Genomic DNA, 24,131 nt, shown 5'->3' with positions numbered 1-24,131 from the left:
GGTTAAGCCTCCCTTAAGCCTTAACGATCTGTTGCGGCAGCAAAAGATCTACGCTTGGCCGATTGGTACAATTGAAATGATCGCAAGTTCGTGTAATTCGTCAAGAGTTAAGTGAGTGAGGGGGATCCCATGAAACGACTTCTTGCCGCATCCGCGGCAATCGCAGCTGCTTTTGGCGCCGCCAATGCAGCACCGCTCGTCTTTGACGGCATCACGTTCGATGATGGCGACGCGGCGTTTGCCGACGCTGTTGTCAGCTTCACGCCAGGTGACCCTGCTGCAACGGCGGCCGGCACGCAGGACCCGCAAAACGCTGTTGGACGTCCCGATGCGCCCAGCACAACCAATGGCAACAACTACGTCTCGCTCGGCCGTGGCGGTGAAATTGTTCTCCAGTTCACCGACAACGCTGTGATTGCATCGGGCGACAGCTCTGATGACCTTTACGTTTTCGAGATTGGCTCGGACGTTGAGGACACTTTTGTCGAGATTTCCACCGACGGGATCACCTTCCTTGAGGTTGGCAAAGTGACCGGCGGCACGCGCGGCGTCGACATCGACGCATTTCTCAACGCCAACAGCATTCCGCTCTCGACCAAGTTCTTCTTCGTGAAGCTGATCGATGATCCGAACGAAGGTCAACGCTCCGGCACGTTCGTCGGCGCTGACATCAACGCTCTTGGCGCCATCAGCTCGACGGAAGTTCCGATCCCGGCTGCGGCCCTTCTCTTTGCTCCGGCACTCGGCCTCATCGCCCGCCGTCGCAAGAAGGCCTAACGAACCGCCCTTCTCCAGGGCTGGATCAAGATTTGAGGGCTCACCTGCCGGGTGAGCCCTTTTTCTTTGCCGAGAGGGCAACGCGCCGCTTTGCGAGCGGGGCTTCTGCCGCCTAGATGCTTCCCATGACGCAAACTTTCGACACCGCCGTCGTCGGTGCTGGCATGACCGGCAGGCTTCTCGCGCTCGCACTTGATCATCTGGGCTTCAAGGTCGCTCTCATCGACCGGGGCCTGCCGAGCACGCCGATCAGGGACGGCCGGACGGTCGCGCTCGCCTACGCTTCGGTCAGGCTCTTCAAGCGGCTCGGCCTCTGGGAGGACCTTGCGCCGAAGGCAGAGCCGATCACCGACATCATGGTGTCGAACGGCGAGCCGCGGGGCCGCTTCTCAAAAGGCGGCCTCTTCGGCGGACAGCTCCATTTCCCCGTCACGCTTCTCGGAACTGACGAAACTGAGGGCGAAGAAGCGCTTGGCTACATTGTCGAGAACGCCGACCTTCTCGCAGTCTGTGCTGAGGCACTCGAGGGATCGGCTGTCGAGGGTTTCTATGGCGCTTCGGTGGTGGACTATGATGCCGGCCCCGGCATGGGGCACGGTAAGGTGAGCCTCTCCGACGGCACGACCATTGAGACAAAGCTCCTCGCAGCCTGCGACGGGAAGTTCTCACCCCTCCGTGCACGCATGAAACTGGAGACGGTCAAATGGGGCTACGACCAGACGGCGATCATCTTCAACGTGAAACATGAAGAGCCCCATGGCGGCGTTGCCCATGAGGTCTTCTACCCTGATGGCCCGTTCGCAATCCTCCCGATGCGGAACAACCATTCCTCGATCGTCTGGACGGAGCGGAATGCCTCGGTGAAGAGCTTCCTCGCGATGGATGATACAGCCTTCCTGGAGGCCGCCAGAGAACGCATTGGCGATCATCTCGGAGCCTTGGAACTCGCGGGCGAGCGGCAGAGCTTTCCCCTCTCCTTCCTCTACGCGCCGAAGTTGACGGCCGACCGTTTCGTGCTGGCAGGTGACGCGGCCCACGGCATCCACCCGATTGCGGGACAGGGCTTCAACCTCGGCGTCAAGGACATTGCCGCGCTGTGCGAGACGGTCGACGAAGCGCGCCAGGCGGGCCTCGACATCGGCCACGGTACGGTGCTGGCCGGCTATGACAGCTGGCGCCGGTTCGACAGCGCAAGCCTTGCCTTCGGCACCGACACACTCAATCGTCTGTTCTCGAACAATTTCGGACCCCTCAAGCACCTGAGGGGCGTGGGCCTGGGCATCGTCCAGCGTATCGATCCCGCACGGAGGTTCTTCATGCGCGCCTCAGGCGCTGACCTCGGCAAGCTCCCGGCGCTGATGCAGCCGCTTTAGGGGATTGATCCGGAACCATCACAATGCCGCGCCTGCGCCTATCGGGCGCGGTTTTTCTTAAAGGCTCGTAGCACGCCGCACGATCTCCTCTCCTCCCGCGTTAGCTCCGTGAACGACGCATTACGAAGGAGAAGAGACCATGAAGATGCTCATCGCCACCAGCGCCCTCGCCCTTGTTGCAGCAGCATGCAGCCAGGAAAGCTCCGAGATGCCGGCCGACTATGCGGAGCCGGTCGAGAGCTCGACGGATCGCCCTGAGATGGACGTCGAGACCGCCGAAATCGCGACCATGACCGAAGCGGAAGCCGAGCTTCCGGTCACGATTTCGATGACCATCGACAATATCGATGCCGATGCAGGCAAGGTCTATATCGCGCTCCAGAGCCGCGAGGACTTCGCCAAGAACGCTGGCAACTTCACCAAGGTCGTCGAAGGTGATGCCGAGCGGAAGGACGTCATGATCGAAGACGTCACGCCGGGCACCTACGCAGTCGCTGTCTTTCAGGATACGGACGGCAATGGCGAGCTGACCATGAAGAACATGCGCCCGAGCGAACCCTATGGCTTTTCCGGTGACGTTGAAGGCCGCCCGACCTTCGCCAATGCCATGATCGAGCTTGGCGAAGATATGGAAACCCGCATTACCCTGAAAGGCTAACCAGCCTTTCCCTTTCGGAAGGAGACCCGGTCAGCTTGGCCGGGTCTCTTTTTTGACCCAGTCCGCATAGCCGCCTGATGCTGCGGCCTCGGTCACGAGGATTTCCGGCTCGTCATAGGGGTGCCGCGCCGAGAGCTCGTCCAGCAGCACGTCCTTGCGGTCGGGTGCGGTCTTGAGCTCAAGCCGCACCTCCCGCTCGCACTTCAGCTCTTCCCAACGATAGCAGCTCTTGATGTCGCTCATCTGGACGCAAGCCGCGAGCCGCGCTTCCACCAGGGCGCTGGCCAGGGCTTCAGCGTCCTCTTCCGACCCCACGGTGGTGGTCACAATGATGACGGTCATGGCGTTCCTCCGCTTGAACACATGCCTCCGGAGAGATACATGCCCGGCTCTTCGAACAATCACCAGAATGGATGGACGCTGATGAGCGACACCAACGGCCACGCCCCGAACGACAAACCCGCTGACGAGCCTGAAACCCAAGGCGCGAGCGAGCAGGCTGACTTCGACATCCCTGATCACCTGACCGACGCAGCCCTCGACGGCGGCAAGGTCAAGGAGATCGCAGAAGCCCGGATCGCCGAGCTGCAGAAGGAAGTCGAGCAGGAGAAAGACCGCGCTCTCCGCCTCGCAGCCGAGCTTGAGAACACGCGCCGCCGCGCCGACCGCGAAAAGCAGGAAGCGGCCAAGTACGGCATCACGAACTTCGCCCGGGACCTTCTCTCTGTCGCCGACAACTTCGCCCGCGCGCTCGAGCTTGCGCCGGAGGATCCCTCCAAGATGGACCCTGAAGGCTTCAAGGGTCTCATCAACGGCATGAAGATGACGGAGAAGGAACTGATCACCGTCTTCGAGCGCAACGGCATCAAGCGCATCGAACCCGCCGGGGAGAAGTTCGACCCAAACGTGCACCAGGCCATCGCGCAGGTACCGGGCAATGGCGAGCCTAAGGACCATGTGGTCGACGTCGCTGCCCCAGGCTTCGTCATCGGCGACCGGGTCATCCGCGCGGCCATGGTGACGGTCTCCACCGGTGCAGGCGCGGCCCCGCAAGCTCCGAGCGAAGATTAACTTTTCGCAGCCAATGGCTTGATCCTGCGACCTTTCTGCCCCCATGATCCTGGAAGGCAGACAGGTGAGCAGGGGCATGCTGGCCATTTTCGTTGCGGCAGCGCTGAGTGCCGCGACCAACCAGAACTTTGATGCGGCGCAGGCCTATGGTCGGCGCCCTTACCTTTCAGGCGTGTCGCTTGCGCCGAGCGGCGATCAGTTCGCGGCCTTCGTCAACGACCGCAACTATAGCGGCCTCGGCATCTACCAGCTCGACGGCGATGGCGGCTTCAGCTTCTTCCTGAAGGACGAAGGCGATTTCCGCGTCCGGAGGTTCGCATGGAAGGCCGAGGATCGCCTTCTCGTCTCCTTCGGACGGTTCGAAATCAGGTCCTCCTCGCGAAGGATCATGATCGGGGAGGCGCGCCACCTTCTCAGCGTGAACCCCGTGACTGCGGAGAAGCTCCCGCTCTTCGAGCCCGGCACGCGCAACAAGCAAGTCGTCGTCCAGGACGAGATCATCTCGCTGCTCCCAGACGATCCGCGGCACGTTCTCGTGCAGTACAGACCATCCATCGGCGGCGGGCTTGGCGTCTACAAGGTCGCCATCGACCAGACCGGTGGCCATATTCAGGTCGAGCGGGCTCGCAAGGATACCGACGTCTGGTTCACTGACCCCACAGGCGCCATCAGGGCGCGAGGGCGATATGGCGCAAGCGGACGATTTGTTGCGCACCTGCGGGAGACTGACGGCAGCTGGGCCAACTTTACCGCGCCGCTCAACAACCTCGACACCACCTTCAGGATCCTCGGCTTCCCTGACGATCCGAACACGGTCTATATCGCTTCGGACCACGAGACAGACACCGAGTCCCTCTACGCCTACCAGATCGACGAGCGCTCGTTCGGCCCTTCGCTTTTCAATGATCCGACATCTGACATCGTCGATATCGTCGTTCGCCCTTTCGATGGCCGTGCGATCGGGGTGACCGTTGCGGATGAGAACATCAGGACCGAGTGGCTTCGGGACACCAAGTATGCGGCCTTTGCCGAAGCCCTCCGGAAAGGCCTGGGTGCCAAGCGGGTCGAGCTGCTCGGCGTGAACGAAACCGGGAGCGTCGGGGTCTATGTCAGCCACAAGGACCGCGAGCCCCCTAGGGTCGTGGTCTTCGATTTTGACAAGCGCCACTTCACCGAATTGCCAAGCCAATACCCAGAGCTTGATGGCCGCTTCATCGGCAAGGTTCATTCGCAGACGTACAAAGCGCGGGATGGGCTCGAGATCCAAGCCTATGTGACGCTTCCTGCCTATGTCGAACTCGAGGATGCGAACGGGCTGCCCTTCATCGTTCTTCCTCACGGCGGACCGAAGGCGCGCGACTATGGCGAGTTCGACTGGATGGCGCAGTTCTTTGCGGAGCTGGGCTTCGGTGTCTTCCAGATGAACTTCAGGGGCTCAGCTGGATACGGCACGAACTTCCGCAATGCTGGCGATCGCCAATGGGGTCAGGCGATGCAGGACGACATCGAAGACGGCGTGAAATGGCTGATCGGCACAGGGATGGCTGACGAGGAGAAAATCTCCGTTATCGGAGCGTCCTATGGCGGCTACGCGGCGCTCATGGGCGCGGTGAAGACCCCTGATCTCTATCGCTGCGCCGTGTCGATCAATGGCGTGACGGACCTTCCCCGCCTCCTCTCGTGGGCGCGGGGGCAACCAGGCGGCAAGCGCCGGTCGGCCTATATCGGTAGCCTCTGGTCCGATCGCGAGATGCTGCGCGAGAACTCACCCCTTCGTCACGCCGACAAGATTACCATCCCGGTGCTTCTCGCGACATCCGAATATGACGACATCGTCCCTCCCGAGCAGCATGAGCTGATGCTCAAAGCGCTCCAGAAGGCGGGGAAGCCTGTGGACGCGATCTCCCTTAGGCGGGGCAGCCATTACCTCGATGTGGGGAACAACCGAGAGCAACTGCTGAGAGGAACCGCGCAGTTCCTCCGCACATGCCGCTAATCCATCAATTATCGTTCTACGGAGTATATTCAGTGATCCTCTCCCTTCTTGCAGCAGCATCGGTCGCTGCTGCGCCCCTAGAAGACCCGGCGGTCGCGTTCGGCACGCTGCCGCTCTTCAGCGATATTGAAATCTCCCCTGACGGCAAGAACTACGCAGCCCTCGTCAACACGGCTGAGGGCAGCGGGCTTGGCGTTTTCACGGTGGAGGGAGGCTTCCGCTACCTCACGTTCATCCGCGATCAGGAAGACCTGAAGATCAGGAGGTTCTTCTGGAAGCGCGACGACCGTCTCGTCATGGCCGCCCGCGTCCCGGGCAAACGCTACGGCACCCCTACCGTCGAGACCCGTCTCTTCGGCCTCAGCCCGACGCCCGATACCGAGCTCACCTACCTCATGGGCCGTGCCTACAAGCGCGGTGCCGCCCCTCCCCAGATCCAGGACAACATCATCTCCATCCTGCCAAGTGACCCCGAGCACGTGCTCGTCGGCTATCGTCCTATGGGAGGCGAATACACCGCAGCCTACGAGGTCGAGATCGACGCGATGCGCGAGCCGGATGTCGTCCAGCGCGGGATCTACAGCTCGATTGATTTCTATGCTGACCTTACCGGTAAGATCAGGGGCAGCTACGGCCTCAGGAACGAAAGCGAGCTTCGCCTTGCCTTCGTCATGCCCGACGGCAAGTGGAAGGAATACTCCCACCGCCTCAAGGAAGGCGCGCCGGACTTCAGGATCGTCGGCTTCCCGAATGATCCGTCCAAGGCCTATGTGACCTCCGCGCATGAGGGGGCAACGAGCGCACTCTATCTCTTCGATATTCCGTCGGACAGCTTTGTGGAGAAGCTCTTCAGCCATCCGGTCTCTGACGTTTTCGGGATCAGGCAGGACCCGAAGACCGGGAAAGCCATCGGCGCAATCTACGGCGAGGACACGAGGGTCATCCACTGGTTCAGTGACTCCAAACCCAAGAAAACCGTCGCAGCCATCGAGCAGGCCATCGGTCAGGAAGGCGTCGGCTTCGCAGGCTACAACCTCTCAGGCTCCCACGCGCTTCTCTATCAGTCATCAGGGGTCGAGCCGGGGCGCTACCTGGCGTTCGAGTATGCGACCGGCATGATGTCCGAGCTGCCGAGCCAGTATCCTGCGCTCGACGACGCGACCCTCGGCGAGGTGATCGTCACCAGCTACAAGGCGCGCGATGGCCTCGACATCCAGGCCTTCGTGACCCTGCCTCCGGGCATGGGCAGCCTCGAGGAAGCGAAGAATCTTCCGTTCGCCCTCCTTCCCCATGGCGGGCCGACGGCGCGGGATTTCTACGGCTTCGACTGGCTCGCGCAGTTCCTTGCGCACCAGGGCTTCGGCGTGATGCAGATGAACTTCCGCGGATCGTCAGGGTACGGTGAGGAATTCAAGAGCGCTGGCGACCGCCAATGGGGCCAGGCGATGCAGGACGACATCACCGATGGCGCGAAGTGGCTGATCGGTGAAGGCATGGCCGACGCAGGCAAGACCTCGATCATCGGCGCGTCCTATGGCGGCTATGCAGCCCTCATGGGTGCGGTGAAAACGCCTGACCTCTACCGCTGCGCTGTGGCGATCAACGCCGTGACCGACCTCCCCAAGATCCTGAAGGATGGGAAGGACTATGTCGGCGGGACCTACGGCACGCGGCATATCGGCAGGCTGTGGGGTGACCGGAAGATGCTGGCGGAGAACTCGCCAGCACGCCGGGCTGATGACATCAAGATCCCCACACTGATTATCATGAGTGAAGAAGATCGCGTCGTGCGCCCTGATCATTCCGAAGACATGCACCGCGCCCTCAAGCGGGCAGGCAAGGACACTAAGCTCGTGACCCTGCCCAAAGGCTCGCACTACCTCAATGTGGGCACGAACCGGATCACCATGCTGCGCGAGATGGACGGCTTCCTCTCGCGCTGCCGTTGATCAGTTCTCCTGCGGAACAAAGATCTCTTCGATCCGCAGGCCGAAGGTTTTTGCGAACTTGAACGCCAGCTGGAGCGTGGGGATATGCTTCCCGCGCTCCACGGCGTTGATGGCCTGGCGGGAAACGCCGACCTTCTCGCCGAGCGCCCCCTGGCTCCAGCCCTCAGCCTCCCGAAGCTCCTTGATACGGTTCTTCATCAGCGCATGCGCAGGGTCAGGACGCACTGGGCGATGCCTGCGACGGCGATCAGCGCAGGCCAGACCCAGATCAGGGAAAGATCAGGCAGCCCAAGGTCACCATTGACTAGAGCGTAGCTGAAGCTCCCCATACCGACGATTACCATGGATACGAGGCATGCCTCAGTGATGATCCGCCGCTGAACCTCATCCATTGTGAACACCGCCCGCAAGATAACGATTGTGACGATAATCGACGCGAGAACCGGTGCGAAAAGAAGCGGGTATTTGAGGGCCGGGGCCATCGCATCGAGATCGGCGAAACCGCGCCCGAGGATCGCTGCCATGTAGAGCCCCATGGCCGGGATGAACTCGGCCATGTAGCGCTTCGAGTTGAAGGGGTTCATCACTCCCCCCTCGAACGGTTCTTGCCGGTAAGCACTGCGCTGATGGCCGGAACGATGATTGCGACAGCGGCGATGATCAACCCCTCGATCGAACCGCGCTGGCCATCGGTCAGGAAGTAAACCGTCAGCACACAGGGCGTCAGTGCAACAAGCGCGAGAATGGCATAGAAGGGATAACGTTTGGCAGGCATGGCTCAGTCCTCCTTAGACAAAAAGCGTTCGAGTTCGGCACGGAATGCCTCGGGCTGGTCCATCATGACAAAGTGGCGGCTGTTCTCGATCACCCGCAGCTCAACATTTGGAACGTCCTTATACTGATCCTGATAGCGTGAGAGCACGGCCTCGCGACTGAAGCCAACAGAGGGATCGAAGGGGACAAGGACAGTAACGGGCACATCAACCTTCGCGAAGGTTTCGGAATAGTCTGTGGTCATCAGTTCGACAAAGGCCGCCTTGGCTGCTTCGAAGTCACTTTCCTCCGAGACCTTCAGGATCGCTGCCCGCGCCTCGTCGCTGATGGCTTGACGGGGCAGGCCCTGGCGAACGGTTTGCATCCACGCCTCTTTGGTCATGCGCTTCATCTGCTGACGGAGGATAGGGCGCATCAGCGCTGCCTGCTCGCCTGTAACCCCTGGGGTGAAGAGACCGGGCAGGAATGGCACGCTGTCGACAATCAGCACACGGCTGATCCTGTCCGATTGTTCCGCAGCAAGCATCGCGACGATACCGCCCATGGAGTGGCCGATGAGGCTGGCGTCCTCGATGCCCTCAGTTTCGAGATAGTCGGCCATCGCCTTGGCAACCGGGCCGATAAACTCTGAGAGGTCGTCAGGTGCCTCGGTCCCGGCGAAGCCCTGCACGGTCACCATGTGAAGCTCACCCGAGAGTCCCCGGGTGGTCTTGGTGAAGACCTTGGGCGAGGACGTCAGCCCGGGGATGAACACGCGGTCAGCGCCCTCCCCTTCGATCTCCACCCCGATCCGCTCGGTCCATTGGGGGCCCTCTTGCGCGGACGCAACGCCGATAAAGGCCAGCGGCGCGCTCAGCGCCATCGCGGCTACGGCTGATTTCAAGGCTCGCATGTAAAGTCCTCCTGACAGTATGTGTCAGGTAAGCGTTACATCCGCGCCTGTCAAGTCTACCTTACAACCGTTCAGCTGCACGGGGACGTTGACGCCGATGGGGCCGAGGGCGCCAAGTGTCTCTCTGCCTATGGGAAGATGGGACCATGCTGAGACTTCTGACGTTCGGTTCGACACTAGGGCTCATTCTCACGGCATGTGCGGAAAGCGACCGGCCAGAGGCGGACAGCTGTGCCGGCGCGGCGATGATCGGCCAGTTCGATCCGTCCATAGACCTCTTCCTCGCGCATTTCGACATCAAGACAGATGTCGACGACCTCCATTCCGCGGCTGCCGTGGCGACCTTCCTCGGAACCGATGACTTCAGGTGCGTCTCTTACATCGCGGTCGCCGGCACCTACGGCACGCAAGGCGGCGAATATGTTCCGGGCAAGGATCTTTTTGCCGAAGCCTTCGGCCCGAACTGGCGGGACGCGCACAACAATCGCGAGATCGCCCTCGAGGACGTGGCCGATCGGGTCTCAGAGACGCTGGAGGCGGGCGGGGAGGTCTGGGTGATGGAGGGCGGTCAGTCGGACTTCACCCATGACATGCTCATGGCTGTACGAACATCGGGCACACTGCTGCTCAAGGACGACGTCCACGTCGTCCAACACAGCGACTGGAACGAAAGCGTGACGACGGAAGAAAAGCTCTCAGCCGTGAAAGCGATGACCGACTACCGCAAGATCGCGGATGGCAATGGCCCCGGCAACGGGACACCCAACTACAACACGCAGGACGCCAGTCTCTGGTCCTTCCCCCTCGCAAGCGAGCGCGTGGGCGGCATCTGGCAAATGGCGAAGGAGCAGGGCGAGGCGTGGAACGGCGTGGGCTACGAAAACCCGACCGTCACGCAAGGCGGGCTCGACTTCTCCGACACGGTAGAAGCGGCCCACATTTTTGGCTTTCAGGACCAGGAAAACGCAGCGGATTTCTTCGCCGACTTCCTCCCTTGAGCGCGCCCTGACGGGAACCCCAAGAAGATTTCCTCAAAGGGGCGTCAGACCCGTTGCATCGGCGGCCATTCTTTACCACATGGCCTGCTGCGGGCGGCAGAACGCCGATCCCGCACGCACATATTTGTCCAACAGGGACCGCGCCGACCGGAGGCCTCAGGGCAGGCTCCGGCAATGACGGTCCGCTTCAAGGAGACACACGGACCATGGCAAAAGTCATTGGTATCGACCTCGGTACGACCAACTCATGCGTCGCTGTCATGGAAGGCGGCGAAAGCAAAGTCATTGAAAACGCTGAAGGCCTTCGCACGACCCCGTCGGTTGTCGCCTTCACTGACGAAGGTGAGCGCCTGATCGGCCAGCCTGCTGTTCGTCAGGCAGTCACGAACCCGGAAAACACCTTCTTTGCCATCAAGCGCCTCATCGGCCGCACCTTCGACGACCCGACGGTCAAGAAGGACCAGGGCATGGTTCCCTACGCTATCGTCAATGGCGACAATGGCGATGCGTGGGTCGAAGCCAAGGGTGAGAAGTACGCGCCTAGCCAAGTGTCAGCCTTCGTCCTCACCAAGATGAAAGAGACCGCCGAGCGCTATCTCGGCGAAGAAGTGACGCAAGCTGTCATCACGGTTCCGGCCTACTTCAACGACGCCCAGCGCCAGGCCACTAAAGACGCCGGCAAGATCGCGGGCCTCGAAGTCCTGCGCATCATCAACGAGCCGACGGCGGCTGCGCTCGCCTATGGCCTCGACAAGTCGGACAACAAGACGATCGCGGTCTACGACCTTGGCGGCGGTACGTTCGACGTCTCGATCCTCGAGATCGGCGACGGTGTGTTCGAAGTGAAGTCGACCAATGGTGACACCTTCCTCGGCGGCGAAGACTTCGACCTTCGCATTGTCGACTACCTCGCGGACGAGTTCAAAAAGGACCAAGGCATCGACCTGCGCTCGGACAAGCTCGCTCTCCAGCGCCTCAAGGAAGAGGCCGAGAAGGCCAAGAAAGAGCTCTCGTCTGCCTCGCAGTACGAAGTGAACCTTCCGTACATCACCGCTGACGCAACCGGTCCGAAGCACCTCAACGTCAAGCTGACCCGCGCCAAGTTCGAGAGCCTTGTCGAAGACCTCGTCAAGCGCACCATCGACCCGATGAAGGCTGCGCTCAAAGACGCTGGCCTTCAGGCTTCGGACATTGGTGAAGTCGTCCTCGTCGGCGGCATGACCCGGATGCCGAAGGTCCAGGAGACCGTGAAGAACTTCTTCGGCAAGGAGCCCCACCAGGGCGTGAACCCTGACGAAGTCGTCGCTCGCGGCGCAGCCATTCAGGCCGGTGTCCTGCAGGGTGACGTCAAGGACGTCCTCCTCCTCGACGTGACGCCGCTGTCGCTTGGTATCGAGACCCTTGGCGGTGTCTTCACCCGCCTCATCGACCGCAACACGACGATCCCGACCAAGAAGTCCCAAGTCTTCTCGACGGCCGAGGACAATCAGGCTGCCGTGACCATCCGCGTTGCCCAGGGCGAGCGCGAGATGGCTGCTGACAACAAGCTGCTTGGCCAGTTCGACCTCACCTCGATCCCGCCGGCACCGCGCGGTGTTCCGCAGATCGAAGTGACCTTCGACATCGACGCCAACGGCCTCGTCAACGTCTCGGCGAAGGACAAGGCGACCGGCAAGGAACAGTCGATCCGCATCCAGGCCTCGGGTGGTCTCTCGGACAGCGACATCGAGCAGATGGTCAAGGACGCCGAAGCGAACGCCGACGCCGACAAGGCCCGCCGCGAGCTCGTCGAAGCCAAGAACCAGGCCGAAAGCCTCGCGCACTCGACCGAAAGCTCCCTCAAGGAGCATGGCGACAAGATCGGCGACGCCGAGAAGAAAGCCATCGAGGACGCGATCGCCGATGTCCGCACCTCGCTCGCGAACGATGATGTCACCGCCGATGAGGTCAACGAGAAGACCCAGGCCCTCGCCACCGCTTCCATGAAGCTCGGCGAAGCCATCTACGGCGAAGGCAACGCCCAGGCGGAACAGGACGCAGCAGCAGCCGCTGCCGCCGAAGAAGCCGCCCAGGACGCCGAAATCGTCGATGCCGACTTCGAAGAAGTCGACGGCGACGAGAAGAAGTAAGACGGCCCGTCCGTCATCCCGGACAGCGCCCCCGGCGCTGCCCGGGACCCTCGGGGCCGGCCTAGCCGGCTTTTCTCATAGATGGGTCCCGGTTCTGAGGTGGCGGCGTCAGCCGAGCGAGTGAGCCATGCCGAAACGCAGCATCTTGATTTCTGCTCTTCTTCTGGGAGCGTGCGATGGTACTTCGCTTTTTGGCGAGTGTGGCCACGACATCAAACCAGCAGTGACGTCGCCGGATGGCGCCTTCTCTGCGGCGATCGACATCGTCAATTGTGGCGCGACGACGGGCTACGCGACTTGGATCCTGGTCGATGAAGCCGGGGCGGCATTGACCCCTGATGACCGGATAGCCGTCTTCGACGGCGAGGCCAAAAGCCTAAACTGGACAAGTTCGCGACGGCTGATCGTCGATGGCGGAATCTTTTTCTCTCTAGACGAGAGCCACCCACAATCCGATGTCATATCGGTGGGCAGCGAGTGAGCAATGGCACAAGACTATTACGACCTTCTCGGCGTGGAAAAGAGCGCGGATCCGGCGGCTATCAAGTCGGCCTTCCGCAAGCTCGCCATGAAGTACCATCCCGACCGCAATCCGGGGGATGAAGAAGCCGAGAAGAAGTTCAAGGAAATCGGCGAGGCCTACGAGGTTCTCTCCGACGAGCAGAAGAAGGCAGCCTATGACCGCTTTGGTCACGCCGCGTTCCAGAACGGCGGCATGGGCAATGCTGGGGGAGGCATGGGCGGCGGCTTCGGCGGCGGCGCAGGGGCCTTCTCCGACATCTTCGAAGACATTTTCGGCGACTTCATGGGCGGCGGCGGACAGGCCCGTGGGCGCCAGCGTACCTCCGCACAAAGAGGAGCCGACCTCAAATACGACCTCGAGATCTCCCTTGCCGAGGCGTTTGGTGGCATCGAGAAAGAAGTCACGATCCCCTCGTCCGAGGCTTGCGACGTCTGCGAAGGATCAGGTGCCAAGCCGGGTACGCAGCCCAAAGCCTGCGGCACTTGCGGCGGCGCTGGGCGCGTTCGTGCACAGCAAGGCTTCTTCACGGTCGAGCGCACCTGCCCCACCTGTCAGGGCCAGGGAGAGGTCATCTCCGACCCTTGCGACAATTGCGGCGGCCAGGGCCGTGTACGGAAGACCCGGACACTTCAGGTCGATGTCCCTGCAGGCGTCGAGGATGGCACCCGCATCCGTCTGACGGGTGAAGGCGAAGCTGGCCTCAGGGGCGGACCCTTTGGCGATCTCTACCTCTTTGTCTCCGTGACGGACCACGAGCTTTTCGAGCGCGACGGGCCAGACCTTTATTGCGACGTGCACGTTCCGATGGCGACAGCGGCCCTCGGCGGCGAAGTTGAAGTGCCGACCATCGAAGGCGGCCGGGTCAAGATCAAGATCCCCGAAGGCAGCCAGACCGGCACGAAGTTCCGCCTACGGAGCTCCGGCATGACGCAGCTGAGGCGCAAGACCCGGGGCGACATGTTTGTCGAGCTGCGCGTCGAGACCCCGACCAACCTCACCGCCCGCCAGAAGGAGCTCCTCAAGGAGTTCTGCGCGGAAGGTGATGGCGAGGATTGCCCGAAGTCGAACGACTTCCTGGGCAAGGCCAAGGACTTCTGGGACAAGCTCAACGGGACCGACGGCTAACGAAAAGGCTTGGCCCTGAGCCCTGAGGCTCTAGTCTCTCATCCGGAACCCGAGGGAAGAGGGAAGTGCCCATGTTCAAGCTCCTGCTGGCTGCTGCTCTGGCGGCGCTGCTTCTGAAGCCTGTCTCCGAGATGACGCTCGAGGAGTGTCAGGAGCGGCTCGTCGAAATCTCGATGGAGATCGCCAAGAACGGCGGAGCCATCACGCCTGAGCAGGAGGCGGAGATGGCTGCCATCGAGGCCCGCCTTGATGAGCTGATCAATGGCAAGGTTGCGGACGTCGCGGACGAGATGGCGGGGGCGGAAGCCGAGGCTGAGGCCAGGGACGCGCTGACCATGCCGGACACCATGCCCCTCGACGATGTTGGCCGCGCCATTGCGAACGCCCTGCCGGGCACGTTCAACGATGAGACGTGCAATGACGATACGGCTGATGTCTATCAGAACTACACGGCCTTCTACCAACGCAAACCGGTCGATCCGAAACCCGAAGGCATCCTTTTCTCGCGCCGGTGCGGCTCGGATGACGGCAACAGTTACGACTTCTCCGTGGACACAACGCCGGACGGCAAAGCCTTCGCCAGAAACGTCAGCACCATGACCGCCGAGCGCCGCCGCGAGGAAGGCGTCGAAGCCCTGACTCTCTGCGGCTTGCCCGCTTTCCGCTCCCGCGGATTCCAGACCACGATCATCATTCTAGGCGATGAGGGGAACATCTCCCTCGGTGAATGGGAAGGCTCTGGCCGCCCCGTGGCTGCGCGGTTTGCGACCCAGGCCGCCATGGCAGAAGCAACGGACTGCAAGGCGATCCTCGCTGCGGTGTCGTCATGAAGCTCGGCCTTGTCGGCGGCGGCGGGCGCATGGGTGAAGCCATCAAGGCTCTTCACCCGGCCAAGGATTATCCGTTTGCGGATGCTTCGAAGATCGATGTCGTCGTGGACTTCTCATCCCCTGAAGGCTGCGTGAAAGCGCTCGCCTTCTGCCGGGAGAACGGCATCCCCTTCGTCACCGGCACGACGGGGATCGAGGATGCTCAGCAGGCGGAGATCAAGGCTACGGCAGCTGACATTGCTATCGTCCAGTCCGGCAATATGTCTCTCGGGATCACTGTCCTGAAGCACCTTGTCGCCACGGCAGCGAAGAGCCTCGAAGGCTTCGATATCGAGATCCTCGAGACCCACCACCGGCATAAAAAAGACAGCCCATCGGGCACGGCGCTTCTCTTGGGCGAGGCTGCTGCCCGCGCACGCGGAACGGCCCTGTCGGAAGCTGCGCATTTCGGCCGGCACGGCCGTGACGAAGCCCGCAAGGCGGAGGAGATCGGCTTTGCCGTCAGGCGCGGCGGGGGCGTCTTCGGTGAACACGAGGTCGGCTTCTATGCTGACGGCGAAACCATCAGCCTCGGCCACATGGCCCTCAGCCGCGAAACCTTCGCCAGCGGCGCGATCAAGGCTGCCGAGTGGGTGATCGGCAAGCCCGCTGGCCTCTACGGCATGGACGACGTCCTCGGGCTCTCCCGCTAGCGCAGGCGCTTGCCGCCGGGCTTGAGCCCTGCCCCATGACCACGCAGGGCCTGCAGTGCGAACAGCGCCCAGCCTGCCAGCATCCCCAGCCCTCCAAGCGGCGTCACTGCGCCCAGCACGCGCGGGGCGCCGAGCGCCATGGCATAGAGGGTGGCAGCGAAGAGCGCCGCTCCACCAAGCAACAGAACGACCGCCCACCGCCACCGGCGCCCCTGCCCCGCCATCGCCGCGCCGAGGGCCGCGTGAACCAAAAGGTAGAAGCTCGCTGTCTCCCACCAGCCCTGCGCTTCGGCAGACAGGCGGTTTTCAAGACCGTGCGCTCCAAACGCGCCGAGAGCGACCGCGGAAAAGCCGAGAATGGCGGCACATGCCGTAAGCTTCATCTATCTGGGTCTCGCGCGTTGCACGGAAGCATCCTATCTGAAAGGAAGGTCAGGATCACCCACCGAAGGAGTACGGTTTGCAGAACAATGGTTTCATCGCGGTCGGCACCCTTGCCGTGGTGGTCCTGTTCTTCGGGCTGCGCGGCTTCGATGATGATGGCCGGTACAATCCCCTGCGCGAGCCTGAGCCCCTGCGGGTCGAGATGATGGATGGCGCACCGTCAGAGATCATCATCAGTGCACGGCGTGATGGGCACTTCATGCTTGACGGCCGGATCAATGGCCGCCCGACCCGGATGATGGTCGACACTGGCGCCAGCATCGTGACGCTCCGCGAGAGTGACGCGCGCAAGGCAGGAATCCAGCCGAGCGAGCGCGACTACCGGATCCCCTTCCAGACGGCGAATGGCGAAGTGCTCGGCGCGCCTGCGACCCTTCCGGCCCTCGAAATCGACGAGCTGATCCTGCGCGATCTTGCCGTTGTCGTGCTTCCCGATGACAAGCTCTCCACGAGCCTCTTCGGGGTCAACGGTCTCAACCGGTTCGAGCGTCGCGAGACCACCCGCGACAAGCTCATTCTCTACACGAACTAGTCTGCCAGAACGTCGTCTACGGACAGGATTTCCATATCCTGCATCTGGTCGAGGTAGGCATCGAAATAGGCCTTGTGCGAGGCGCCCACGATGACCAGCACCCTGGCGCCCGGCTCCGTGCCTGCAGCCTCCACGACGTTGGCCGCCATGCGCAGCCCCCGCGCCTGCCACCAGGCGACATAGGTCCGGGTCTCCTCGCTATGGGCGGCGGCAGCGCCAAAGTCACCAGCGATCGTCATCTTCTGGGCTTCGAGGGAGTTCAGCCGCCTGTAGGCCTCGACCACACCTTCTTGCGTACCGATGAGCTTCAGGGTCTCCTCGTAGAACGCCCGGCCTGCAGGCGCATACTTGCCCCAGACCTCTTCGCCGAGGATCTTGTAGGGGTTCGTCTTTGAACGGATAATGACGCGGTCGGCGGTATGGTCATCCATCGGATGGACTTGCTGGAGACCTGCACGGTCGGCGAGCACAGCGGCGATGGCATTGCTCTCGTTTCGGCTCTGACTTCGCTTCTCAATCAGCTCAAGGAGGCTTTCGTCGATGCCATCCCCAGTCCTGCGCTCAGCTTCATCTAGTCCATACCATTGGACCACGGAGGAATAGGGATTGCCCGTGGCCCAGAAGAGCGCAGCGAGCCGTCGCCGCTGGGCAGGGGCCGGGTCGTCGCCCACTTCGTCGAGCAGCGTCCAGAGCGCCATGGTCGCTTCCGGCTGCGTCATGCCAAGAGAGGCGAGCGCCGGCTGTGGATCAGGGCAGTAGCGGTCGGCAACGCCCGGATAGACATTGCCGAAAGCGCGCATCACGAAGCAGTCCTCACCGTCCACATTCTCGATCGCGATGATGTCGGGCTCGAACGCTTCGAGCTTCTCAAGGACCAGCGAGAGGTTGGCGAGGTCAAAGGCTTCGGCAGGCTGCTGATTGATGTGGACCGTGCCCAGCACCAGGACCTTGGTCGGTTCGCCCGCGAGGTCGTCCTGCACGCCTGAGAAATCGATGCGCTCTTCGGGGGCCGTGGCGCAGGCCGCGAGAAGCGCTGCCCCGGCAATGGCTGTTCTGATCATGACGTTCCTCCCGCAGGGCCATGTTGGAGCCAGGAGGACACCCCGCAAGGTCTGGACCTCAGCGCATCATGCGCGTGACGAGCTCTGCTGTGTAATCGACTAGCGGAATGACCCGGCCATAATTGAGGCGCGTCGGACCCACGACACCGAGAACGCCGACAATGTTGCGGTCCCGGTCCCTGTAAGGCGCTGCCACCACCGAGCTACCCGAGAGGGAGAACAGACGATTCTCGGCCCCAATGAAGATGCGAACGCCTTCGCCATCCCGCGCCGCCTCGAGGAGATCCAGAAGACCTTCTTTCCGCTCCAGCTCGTCAAAGAGCTGCTGCACCCGGGCAAGGTCGTCCTGCGCACCCGCCAGGAGGTTGCTCTGCCCCCGGACAATAAGCTGTCGGCCTCCAGCCTGGCTGAACTCTGCGATGCCGCGCTTCACAAGCTCCGTCGTCAGATCATCGAGCGCCGTCTTGCGGGCTTCAATGTCCGCATTCACCAGCCGCTGGGCCTCGCGCAAGGTGCGGCCCGTCAGCTGGGCGTTAAGATAGTTGGCCGCCTCGATCAGCGACGTCGCGGGTAGCCCCGGTGGCAGGTCGAGGAGGCGGTTCTCCACGTCACCGCCCTCATCAACGATAACGGCGAGCGCACGGCGGTCATCAAGCCGGACGAATTCGAGATGCTTGATCGGCCGCTCGCTCTTCGACGCCATAACCACGCTGGCCATGCGGGTGAGGCCCGAGAGCATCCCCGCCGCGCTGTCGAGCATGGCCTCGGCATCGCCCGCGCCTGCACGCTGGTCGAGGACCGCGCGCTCTTCAGGCGTCGGCTGGCCAACCTCCAGCATCCCGTCAACGAACAGCCGCAGCCCCCGCTCTGTCGGCATCCTGCCTGCGGAGGTGTGCGGCGCATCGAGAAGGCCGAGCTCGGAAAGGTCCGCCATCACATTGCGGATCGTGGCGGGCGAGACATCAACCCCATCGCGCCGGGAAAGGGTCCGGGAGCCCACGGGCTCACCGGTTTCGAGATAGGTCTCGACCAGCTCCTTGAAGATCTGCCGAGAGCGGACGTCGATATCAGTCAATTTTGCCACGAGCACAGCTTAGCGCGGCTCGTGGCAGAGAGGGAAGACCGGACGGTCCCTAGTTGCGGGACGGGAAGGTCCCCACCGTGACAATACAGGCTCTCACGACCGTGTAGGGCGGCAGATTGTTGTGGGACTGGGAGCCGCCTGCATCAGCCACGGACTCGCCGTTCATCGTCGTGTTCAAAGGCTGTGCGCTCGTCGAATAGACCCGTGCCGTCCGGCCATTGGCCTGGGCCGCGCCATTGGGGTTGTTGGTATTCCCAAGGGCCGTCGTCGCTTTCAGATCATGGTCGTGCGAAGGTATCTGCGCCTCGGTCAGCGTCTCTGTTTCCGAGCCGCCTTCCTCGCCCTCTCTCCGCGGTGTGAGGCCAGCGCCGTTGCCCTGCCCCATGGCCATGCGGCCCTGCAGGTCAGGGAGGCCGAACGTCGTCCGGCCATCCCCGCCATACTGGGTCCCGAGCAGCGAGAAGAGCGCCTGGTTCTGCGAGATGGAAAGAAGCGCTCCATTGGCAGTCGCCGTGCCGCGGGGGCAGAAGTTCCAGCCGCCCCAGATAATCTGGCCGAGGTAGAACTCCTGTGCCGCCGCTTGTCCGCCAGCCAGGGCGAACAGCCCTGCCGCCGTCGCCGCAGTCTTCTTCCAGAAATGTTTCATGGGTTCACTCCTCCTCATGCCCGTGGAGGCTCCACGGGTCCCTATGTACACAGATGAATTAAGGCAGGCGCCTGAGCGTATGCTCAGGTAGTACGCCGCCTGCGGATGATTGCGAGGCCTGCCAGGAACAAAGGCAGCGCCGCGGGCACCGGAATTTCCGGGACCCCGTCGAGGTCCAGCGCGAAGGTGAAGCCCGTCAGGCTCGCCGTTGATGATGAGTCGAGACCGAAGAGGCCGATGCTGCCGAGAGCCGAAATCATGCTGACCCCGCCCAGCGCGGTGGCACTGCTGAGAAGCTCACCAAAATCGGAATCGTCAAACACCTCGAGGAAACTGCCATCGACGTCGAACAATGCCGACGAAACTCCGGGCCCTGAAATGGCAAGATCATCGGCACCAGCCTCAAGGGATGCTCCTGTGATCGTCGCCGGCGACATCATGTCGACCACAGCGCCGAGCGTGAAATCAGCACCGAGAAAGTCGAGATCACCCATAACGGTGAGGGCCGGTGTTGCCTCGAACTTCAAAGACGCCTTCCCCGGTTCAGACGATCCGGTGACCGTAATCACGTCGGTATCGAGGGCCACTGAGCTTGTGTCGAAGAAATCCGAGATGCTGAATGTTACACCGTCGATGGTAATCGTTTCGCCGGAAATCAGCTCGGTCAGCGTACAACTGGAGCCCCCACAAGTGCTGGAAACTGCAGCATAAGCTGGAGCTACGGACAGCATAGAAATCGCGGCAAGCGCGCCGATTATCCTTTTCATGAACCTCTCCCCTTTCTGAACAATCCACCAGCTGTCGCGCACTCTATCAAGAGCGTTACGCAGTGAATACTTGTGCGCTGCAACACTAGACTACGCCTGGCGCTCAGGTGCTTGCCTCACTTTCGCCGCGAACTCGCCTGCATGCAGACCTTTTCCGTGAGCACCCTGATCGATGGGCAGCGTGCGGACCTTTGCGCGCCTGCGGTGGGCGATGGTTTTTAAACGGGAGGGGCTACCCTTGTCCGACGCTACTTTTTTCGCCGACAGCTTTGCCGGCACCGCTGCAATCATCACAGGCGCCATCGTGGCGCTCTATCTCGCAAGAGTGCCCATCAAGAGCGTTCTGAGCGAAAGCTCGTCTGCCATCGGCGCAGGACTACGCTTTGCCTCACGCAGTTTGATCCGTGTCAGGACAAGGCTGGTCGCCCGGAACCGCGAAGTCCTTCTCGCCGCTGGCCGCGATGCCGCTGCCCGCCTCGTGGAGCGAGAGTATGAGCGCTTCTCCGACAAGGTCCGCCGTGACCTTGGCGACTATCCAACCCTTCATCAGGAACTGGCAGGCCATGCCACGCGCCTTGATGAAGACTACGCCAAGTCTGCCTCCAACCCGCCATCGCCTCCCGGCTGGGCCGACGCGGTGGAAGCCGTCGCGGCTGTGCCCGACAAGGCGGAGCCGGTTCTGCGGCAGGTCCTCGAATCGATCCACGGCTCCTTCAAGAAGGCCGGCGAGGAGGCCAACAAGGCTTACCGCGAGGATTGCCGACAGCGGCACAAGCATCTCCACGACATGGCCCCTGCTTGGCGGGAGAGTGTGAAGCTCCTCGGCGACGTCAAGGGCCGGGTCGAGAGCCTCAACGAGCGGGCTGCGTCCGTGGATGCCTCGATGAAGAAGTTCGAGGATATTCATAAGGATACCGATCAGGCGGCGATGGCGCTCCAGTCATCGGCCCTGGTCCAGTTCTTTATCGCAGGCCTCGTGCTTATCGTCGCAACAGGCGGCGCGGTGGTGAACTTCCACCTCATCGCCCGGCCCATGTCCGAAATGGTCGGCGGCAACACCTATATCGGCAGCTTCAAGACCGCCGATATCGCTGCCCTCGTCATCATCCTTGTCGAGCTGTCGATGGGCCTTTTCCTCATGGAATGCCTCAGGATCACCTCGCTCTTCCCGGTGATCGCCTCCCTGCCCGACAAGGTCAGGCACCGCCTTGCGGTGGTCAGTTTCACGCTCCTCCTGTCCCTCGCCTGTGTGGAGGCTGGCCTCGCCTATATGCGGGAACTGCTCCTTCAGGACGAGCTTGCGACCTCGGCCGTGCTTCGTGGCGACGAGACCCAGGAAGTCGCCTTCCTGTGGATCACCACGGCGGCGCAGATGGGCATGGGCTTCATCCTGCCCTTCGCCCTCACCTTCATCGCGATCCCGCTCGAGACCTTCATCCATTCCATGCGCTCCGTCCTCGGATGGATGGCATCGGGGACGCTGATGGTCTCCGCCTTTGGCCTGAGGCTCCTTGCCCGGGTCTTCGAAGAATTCGGCCGGGTCTTCGCCCAGCTCTACGACGTCGTGATCTTCGCTCCCCTCTGGGCAGAGCGCAGATTCCTCGACGTCCGCGCTGAAATGAAGAGCCCGTCCGGCGCGCGGGAAATGCTGGAGAGCACCGAAGCCCGTCTTCAGGAACAAAAGGCAGCCTAAGGAGGAAGCCATGCGGAAAACGATCCTTACCCTGACCACCTCCATGGCAGCGAGCCTCGCTGCCTGTGGAGAGCCCCCTGTGACCAACACCGGGGTCTACATGCTGATCGACACGTCGGGCACCTACACCCGGGAGATCGACCAGGCGCAGCAGATCATCAACGTGATCCTCGCCCGCCTCGAACCCGACGACGCCTTTGCCGTCGCGCGCGTCGATACGGGCAGCTTCTCCGAGCGGGACATCGTCGCGAAGATGCACTTCGACGACCGTCCCTCGGTCGCGAACCAGCAGAAACGCCAGTTCCGTGAGCGGGTGGACAGCTTCGTCAAGGACGTCGCTCCCTCCTCCCACACGGACATCACAGGCGGCGTTCTTCAGGCCTCGGAGTTCCTGATCGAGAAGGAGACGGGCCGGAAGGTCATCTTCATCTTCTCGGACCTCAAGGAAGATCTCCCCGCTGGCTATATCAGGGACATCCCCCTGACCCTCGACGGCTTCCATGTCATCGCCCTCAATGTGACCAAGCTGAAGTCGGACAATGTCGATCCGCGCGAGTACATGAAACGGCTTGAAGACTGGCAGGCCCGTGTCGAAGAAGGCGGCGGCACCTGGCAGGTGGTCAACGACCTCGAGCGCCTCGAGTTCAGTTGGCGCTAGCCCCTTCGCACCACCGCAAAGACCAAAATAAGGCCCCGCACGGAACATCCGTGCGGGGCCTTCTTGCGATCGGCCTTTGAGCGCATCAAGCGAAGAGCTGAAGCGCCCCCGGGTCGAAGTTGCGGCGGTTCGGAAAGACGAGATCCAGCTCGCTCTGGGTGAGCCCGAACCAGCGGGCCAGTTCTGCACCATATTGGTCGACGGAGATCTCAGGGATCAGTGCGCCGCGTTTGAAGTCGCGGTCGTGGTCAGGGGCAAACTCAGGCACACGGCCGTGAATCCTCTGACCACGGACAGCGCCGCCAACCACCATGTGGTGACCGCCCCAGCCATGATCTGTCCCTGACGAGTTGGCCTGAAGGGTCCTGCCAAAGTCCGACATCGTGAAGAGCGTTACGCTATCTGAAAGACCGGCCGCATCGATCGCAGCCTGGAAGCTGGCGATCGCCTGGGAGAGACCCCCAAGGAGGCCAGGAATACGCTCGTGCTGGTCCTTATGGGTGTCCCACCCGCCCGCGCTCACCTGGAAGACCTGACGGCTGACACCGAACTCATTCCTGAGCCCGATCATGTCGGCGACCGTCGCAAGCTGTTGCGACCAGCCATTGCCTTCGATCCGGACCGTATCTCCGATGGAGGGACCATCCAGAAGCTCGGCGAGGACCTCCATATTGTCCACGGCATTGCCCTGTGCACGAACGATGTCCCGCATCAGCGGGTTGGAGAGGTGGTCAGCCGCATTGCTGTAGTAGCTCCGGATGGCCTGGGTGATCTCTTCGTTACCGTAGATCGTCTTGTCCATGCCGTAGGCGCGCTTGAACTGGCCATTGGACGGGACCTGAAGCTGCACGGTGTCCTCACCTTGCAGGAACACAGTCTGACTTCTCGCGGAAATCGCCGTGTAAGGAGAGCTTTCACCCACCGCATCGAGAATGAGGCCGCCCCAGCCCGCCTTGGCACCTTCGCCAGAGAAGGCCTGCCAGGTCGATCGCTGGTCATTGTGCGAGCCGATCTTGGAAGGGACCCGAGCAGTCTTGTCCTTGACCTGCTGGCGCGTCACCGGTTCGATCAGTGGGCCGACATTTGGTACAAAGGCCATATCGCCCCTGTCGAAGAGGTCCTTGAGCGACGCCATCTCCGGCGGCATGCCGAAGGCCCTGGAGCCAAACTCGCCCCCATTGAGCGGATCAAGCCGGAGGAGACGGTCCCGGGCACGTGCCGTCGGGTTTTCGCCTGCCTCGTAATTGTTGAGAATTGAGCGACGTTGATCCGCCCACGCATCATAGGAGGGCTGGTCATGACCAATCAGGAGGTCATGGGTATCGGCGCCGCCCAGCATCATCACGCACACAAGCGCCTTGTAGCCGGAACGGTCAGCAGCAAGCGCTGCTGAGGGGAGGAGCGGAGAGGCCGCAAGGGCACCTGCAGTCCCCATCATGAAAGAGCGTCTGTCGAGCAT

The 24,131-nt window shown here is 62.1% G+C and carries 26 protein-coding genes; 15 read left to right on the top strand and 11 right to left on the bottom strand.

Translation table 11 applies throughout. The features are described 5' to 3' along the window. Positions 1–129: 129 nt before the first annotated feature. From HK107_RS06090 to HK107_RS06080, 3 genes are all read left to right on the top strand, one after another. Complete coding sequence (locus tag HK107_RS06090) at positions 130–777, top strand: PEP-CTERM sorting domain-containing protein (protein WP_173197698.1); 648 nt, start codon at positions 130–132, stop codon at positions 775–777. Between the two features lie 125 nt (positions 778–902). Continuing rightward, entirely contained in the window at positions 903–2,150 is a 1,248-nt protein-coding gene (locus tag HK107_RS06085; RefSeq protein WP_173197696.1) for a UbiH/UbiF/VisC/COQ6 family ubiquinone biosynthesis hydroxylase, read from the top strand. Between the two features lie 139 nt (positions 2,151–2,289). Beyond that, positions 2,290–2,808, top strand: a complete 519-nt coding sequence (locus tag HK107_RS06080; RefSeq protein WP_173197694.1) for a DUF2141 domain-containing protein — start codon at positions 2,290–2,292, stop codon at positions 2,806–2,808. A gap of 30 nt (positions 2,809–2,838) precedes the next feature. Here HK107_RS06080 and cutA read toward each other — a convergent pair whose 3' ends face one another. Beyond that, positions 2,839–3,150, bottom strand: coding sequence for a divalent-cation tolerance protein CutA (gene cutA / locus HK107_RS06075; protein ID WP_173197692.1), 312 nt, complete (start codon positions 3,148–3,150; stop codon positions 2,839–2,841). Between the two features lie 81 nt (positions 3,151–3,231). Between cutA and grpE the strand changes: the two genes are divergently transcribed. From grpE to HK107_RS15975, 3 genes are all read left to right on the top strand, one after another. Beyond that, a complete protein-coding gene (gene grpE / locus HK107_RS06070) occupies positions 3,232–3,879 on the top strand; it encodes a nucleotide exchange factor GrpE (RefSeq protein ID WP_173197690.1) in 648 nt (215 codons plus the stop codon). Between the two features lie 76 nt (positions 3,880–3,955). Further along, positions 3,956–5,875: an alpha/beta hydrolase family protein gene (locus HK107_RS06065; protein WP_173197688.1), complete on the top strand. Its 1,920-nt coding sequence runs from the start codon at positions 3,956–3,958 to the stop codon at positions 5,873–5,875. Positions 5,876–5,907: 32 nt separating this feature from the next. Next, a complete protein-coding gene (locus HK107_RS15975) occupies positions 5,908–7,824 on the top strand; it encodes an alpha/beta hydrolase family protein (protein WP_173197686.1) in 1,917 nt (638 codons plus the stop codon). Here HK107_RS15975 and HK107_RS06055 read toward each other — a convergent pair whose 3' ends face one another. Genes HK107_RS06055 through HK107_RS06040 form a run of 4 tightly spaced genes read right to left on the bottom strand, consistent with a single transcriptional unit; the run spans position 7,825 to position 9,490 of the window. After that, positions 7,825–8,022 (bottom strand): helix-turn-helix transcriptional regulator, encoded by a 198-nt coding sequence (locus HK107_RS06055; RefSeq protein WP_173197684.1) that lies wholly within the window; start codon positions 8,020–8,022, stop codon positions 7,825–7,827. After that, positions 8,022–8,408 carry a hypothetical protein gene (locus HK107_RS06050; protein WP_173197682.1) on the bottom strand — a complete coding sequence of 129 codons (387 nt, stop codon included), beginning with the start codon at positions 8,406–8,408 and terminating at the stop codon, positions 8,022–8,024. Before HK107_RS06050 ends, HK107_RS06055 begins: the two co-directional genes overlap by 1 nt. After that, entirely contained in the window at positions 8,408–8,599 is a 192-nt protein-coding gene (locus HK107_RS06045) for a hypothetical protein (protein WP_173197680.1), read from the bottom strand. The genes HK107_RS06050 and HK107_RS06045 overlap by 1 nt, the downstream gene beginning before the upstream one ends. 3 nt (positions 8,600–8,602) lie before the next feature. After that, positions 8,603–9,490: an alpha/beta fold hydrolase gene (locus HK107_RS06040; protein WP_173197678.1), complete on the bottom strand. Its 888-nt coding sequence runs from the start codon at positions 9,488–9,490 to the stop codon at positions 8,603–8,605. A 146-nt stretch (positions 9,491–9,636) separates the two neighbouring features. Here HK107_RS06040 and HK107_RS06035 point away from each other — a divergent pair, with 146 nt between their 5' ends. The 6 genes from HK107_RS06035 to dapB all read left to right on the top strand — a co-directional run bounded on the left by HK107_RS06035 (position 9,637) and on the right by dapB (position 15,787). Then, positions 9,637–10,488 carry a hypothetical protein gene (locus tag HK107_RS06035; protein ID WP_173197676.1) on the top strand — a complete coding sequence of 284 codons (852 nt, stop codon included), beginning with the start codon at positions 9,637–9,639 and terminating at the stop codon, positions 10,486–10,488. A 206-nt stretch (positions 10,489–10,694) separates the two neighbouring features. Then, positions 10,695–12,617 (top strand): molecular chaperone DnaK, encoded by a 1,923-nt coding sequence (dnaK, locus tag HK107_RS06030; protein ID WP_173197674.1) that lies wholly within the window; start codon positions 10,695–10,697, stop codon positions 12,615–12,617. A 127-nt stretch (positions 12,618–12,744) separates the two neighbouring features. Beyond that, positions 12,745–13,098 carry a hypothetical protein gene (locus HK107_RS06025; RefSeq protein WP_173197672.1) on the top strand — a complete coding sequence of 118 codons (354 nt, stop codon included), beginning with the start codon at positions 12,745–12,747 and terminating at the stop codon, positions 13,096–13,098. Between the two features lie 3 nt (positions 13,099–13,101). After that, complete coding sequence (dnaJ, locus tag HK107_RS06020) at positions 13,102–14,265, top strand: molecular chaperone DnaJ (RefSeq protein WP_173197670.1); 1,164 nt, start codon at positions 13,102–13,104, stop codon at positions 14,263–14,265. A gap of 71 nt (positions 14,266–14,336) precedes the next feature. Beyond that, positions 14,337–15,095, top strand: a complete 759-nt coding sequence (locus HK107_RS06015; RefSeq protein WP_173197668.1) for a hypothetical protein — start codon at positions 14,337–14,339, stop codon at positions 15,093–15,095. Further along, on the top strand, positions 15,092–15,787 hold the full coding sequence (dapB, locus tag HK107_RS06010; RefSeq protein ID WP_173197666.1) for a 4-hydroxy-tetrahydrodipicolinate reductase: 696 nt from the start codon (positions 15,092–15,094) through the stop codon (positions 15,785–15,787). Before HK107_RS06015 ends, dapB begins: the two co-directional genes overlap by 4 nt. Here dapB and HK107_RS06005 read toward each other — a convergent pair. After that, complete coding sequence (locus tag HK107_RS06005) at positions 15,784–16,170, bottom strand: DUF423 domain-containing protein (RefSeq protein WP_173197664.1); 387 nt, start codon at positions 16,168–16,170, stop codon at positions 15,784–15,786. The genes dapB and HK107_RS06005 overlap by 4 nt on opposite strands. A gap of 77 nt (positions 16,171–16,247) precedes the next feature. Between HK107_RS06005 and HK107_RS06000 the strand changes: the two genes are divergently transcribed. Further along, on the top strand, positions 16,248–16,763 hold the full coding sequence (locus HK107_RS06000) for a retropepsin-like aspartic protease family protein (RefSeq protein ID WP_173197662.1): 516 nt from the start codon (positions 16,248–16,250) through the stop codon (positions 16,761–16,763). Here HK107_RS06000 and HK107_RS05995 read toward each other — a convergent pair. The 4 genes from HK107_RS05995 to HK107_RS05980 all read right to left on the bottom strand — a co-directional run bounded on the left by HK107_RS05995 (position 16,760) and on the right by HK107_RS05980 (position 20,363). Then, the gene (locus tag HK107_RS05995; protein ID WP_173197659.1) at positions 16,760–17,824 is read right to left on the bottom strand and encodes a DUF5694 domain-containing protein; all 1,065 of its coding nucleotides are present in this window, start codon (positions 17,822–17,824) and stop codon (positions 16,760–16,762) included. The two genes, HK107_RS06000 and HK107_RS05995, sit on opposite strands and share 4 nt — an antisense overlap. A gap of 58 nt (positions 17,825–17,882) precedes the next feature. After that, entirely contained in the window at positions 17,883–18,908 is a 1,026-nt protein-coding gene (gene hrcA, locus HK107_RS05990; protein WP_173197657.1) for a heat-inducible transcriptional repressor HrcA, read from the bottom strand. A gap of 49 nt (positions 18,909–18,957) precedes the next feature. Further along, on the bottom strand, positions 18,958–19,554 hold the full coding sequence (locus tag HK107_RS05985; RefSeq protein ID WP_173197655.1) for a phage tail protein: 597 nt from the start codon (positions 19,552–19,554) through the stop codon (positions 18,958–18,960). A gap of 83 nt (positions 19,555–19,637) precedes the next feature. Beyond that, positions 19,638–20,363, bottom strand: coding sequence for an MYXO-CTERM sorting domain-containing protein (locus HK107_RS05980; RefSeq protein WP_173197653.1), 726 nt, complete (start codon positions 20,361–20,363; stop codon positions 19,638–19,640). Positions 20,364–20,559: 196 nt separating this feature from the next. Between HK107_RS05980 and HK107_RS05975 the strand changes: the two genes are divergently transcribed. Beyond that, positions 20,560–22,014 carry a hypothetical protein gene (locus HK107_RS05975; protein ID WP_173197651.1) on the top strand — a complete coding sequence of 485 codons (1,455 nt, stop codon included), beginning with the start codon at positions 20,560–20,562 and terminating at the stop codon, positions 22,012–22,014. Between the two features lie 10 nt (positions 22,015–22,024). Beyond that, positions 22,025–22,672 carry a vWA domain-containing protein gene (locus HK107_RS05970; RefSeq protein WP_198912313.1) on the top strand — a complete coding sequence of 216 codons (648 nt, stop codon included), beginning with the start codon at positions 22,025–22,027 and terminating at the stop codon, positions 22,670–22,672. Positions 22,673–22,757: 85 nt separating this feature from the next. On the opposite strand, the gene HK107_RS05965 is transcribed toward HK107_RS05970, so the two are convergent. Next, a complete protein-coding gene (locus tag HK107_RS05965) occupies positions 22,758–24,131 on the bottom strand; it encodes a DUF1501 domain-containing protein (RefSeq protein WP_173197649.1) in 1,374 nt (457 codons plus the stop codon).

Origin of the sequence: Parvularcula mediterranea, assembly GCF_013085255.1 — a bacterium.
In the GTDB taxonomy this organism is placed as follows: domain Bacteria; phylum Pseudomonadota; class Alphaproteobacteria; order Caulobacterales; family Parvularculaceae; genus Parvularcula; species Parvularcula mediterranea.
The sequence above is the reverse complement of the archived record's forward strand: the minus strand, read 5'-3'. Positions and strand labels throughout refer to the sequence as shown.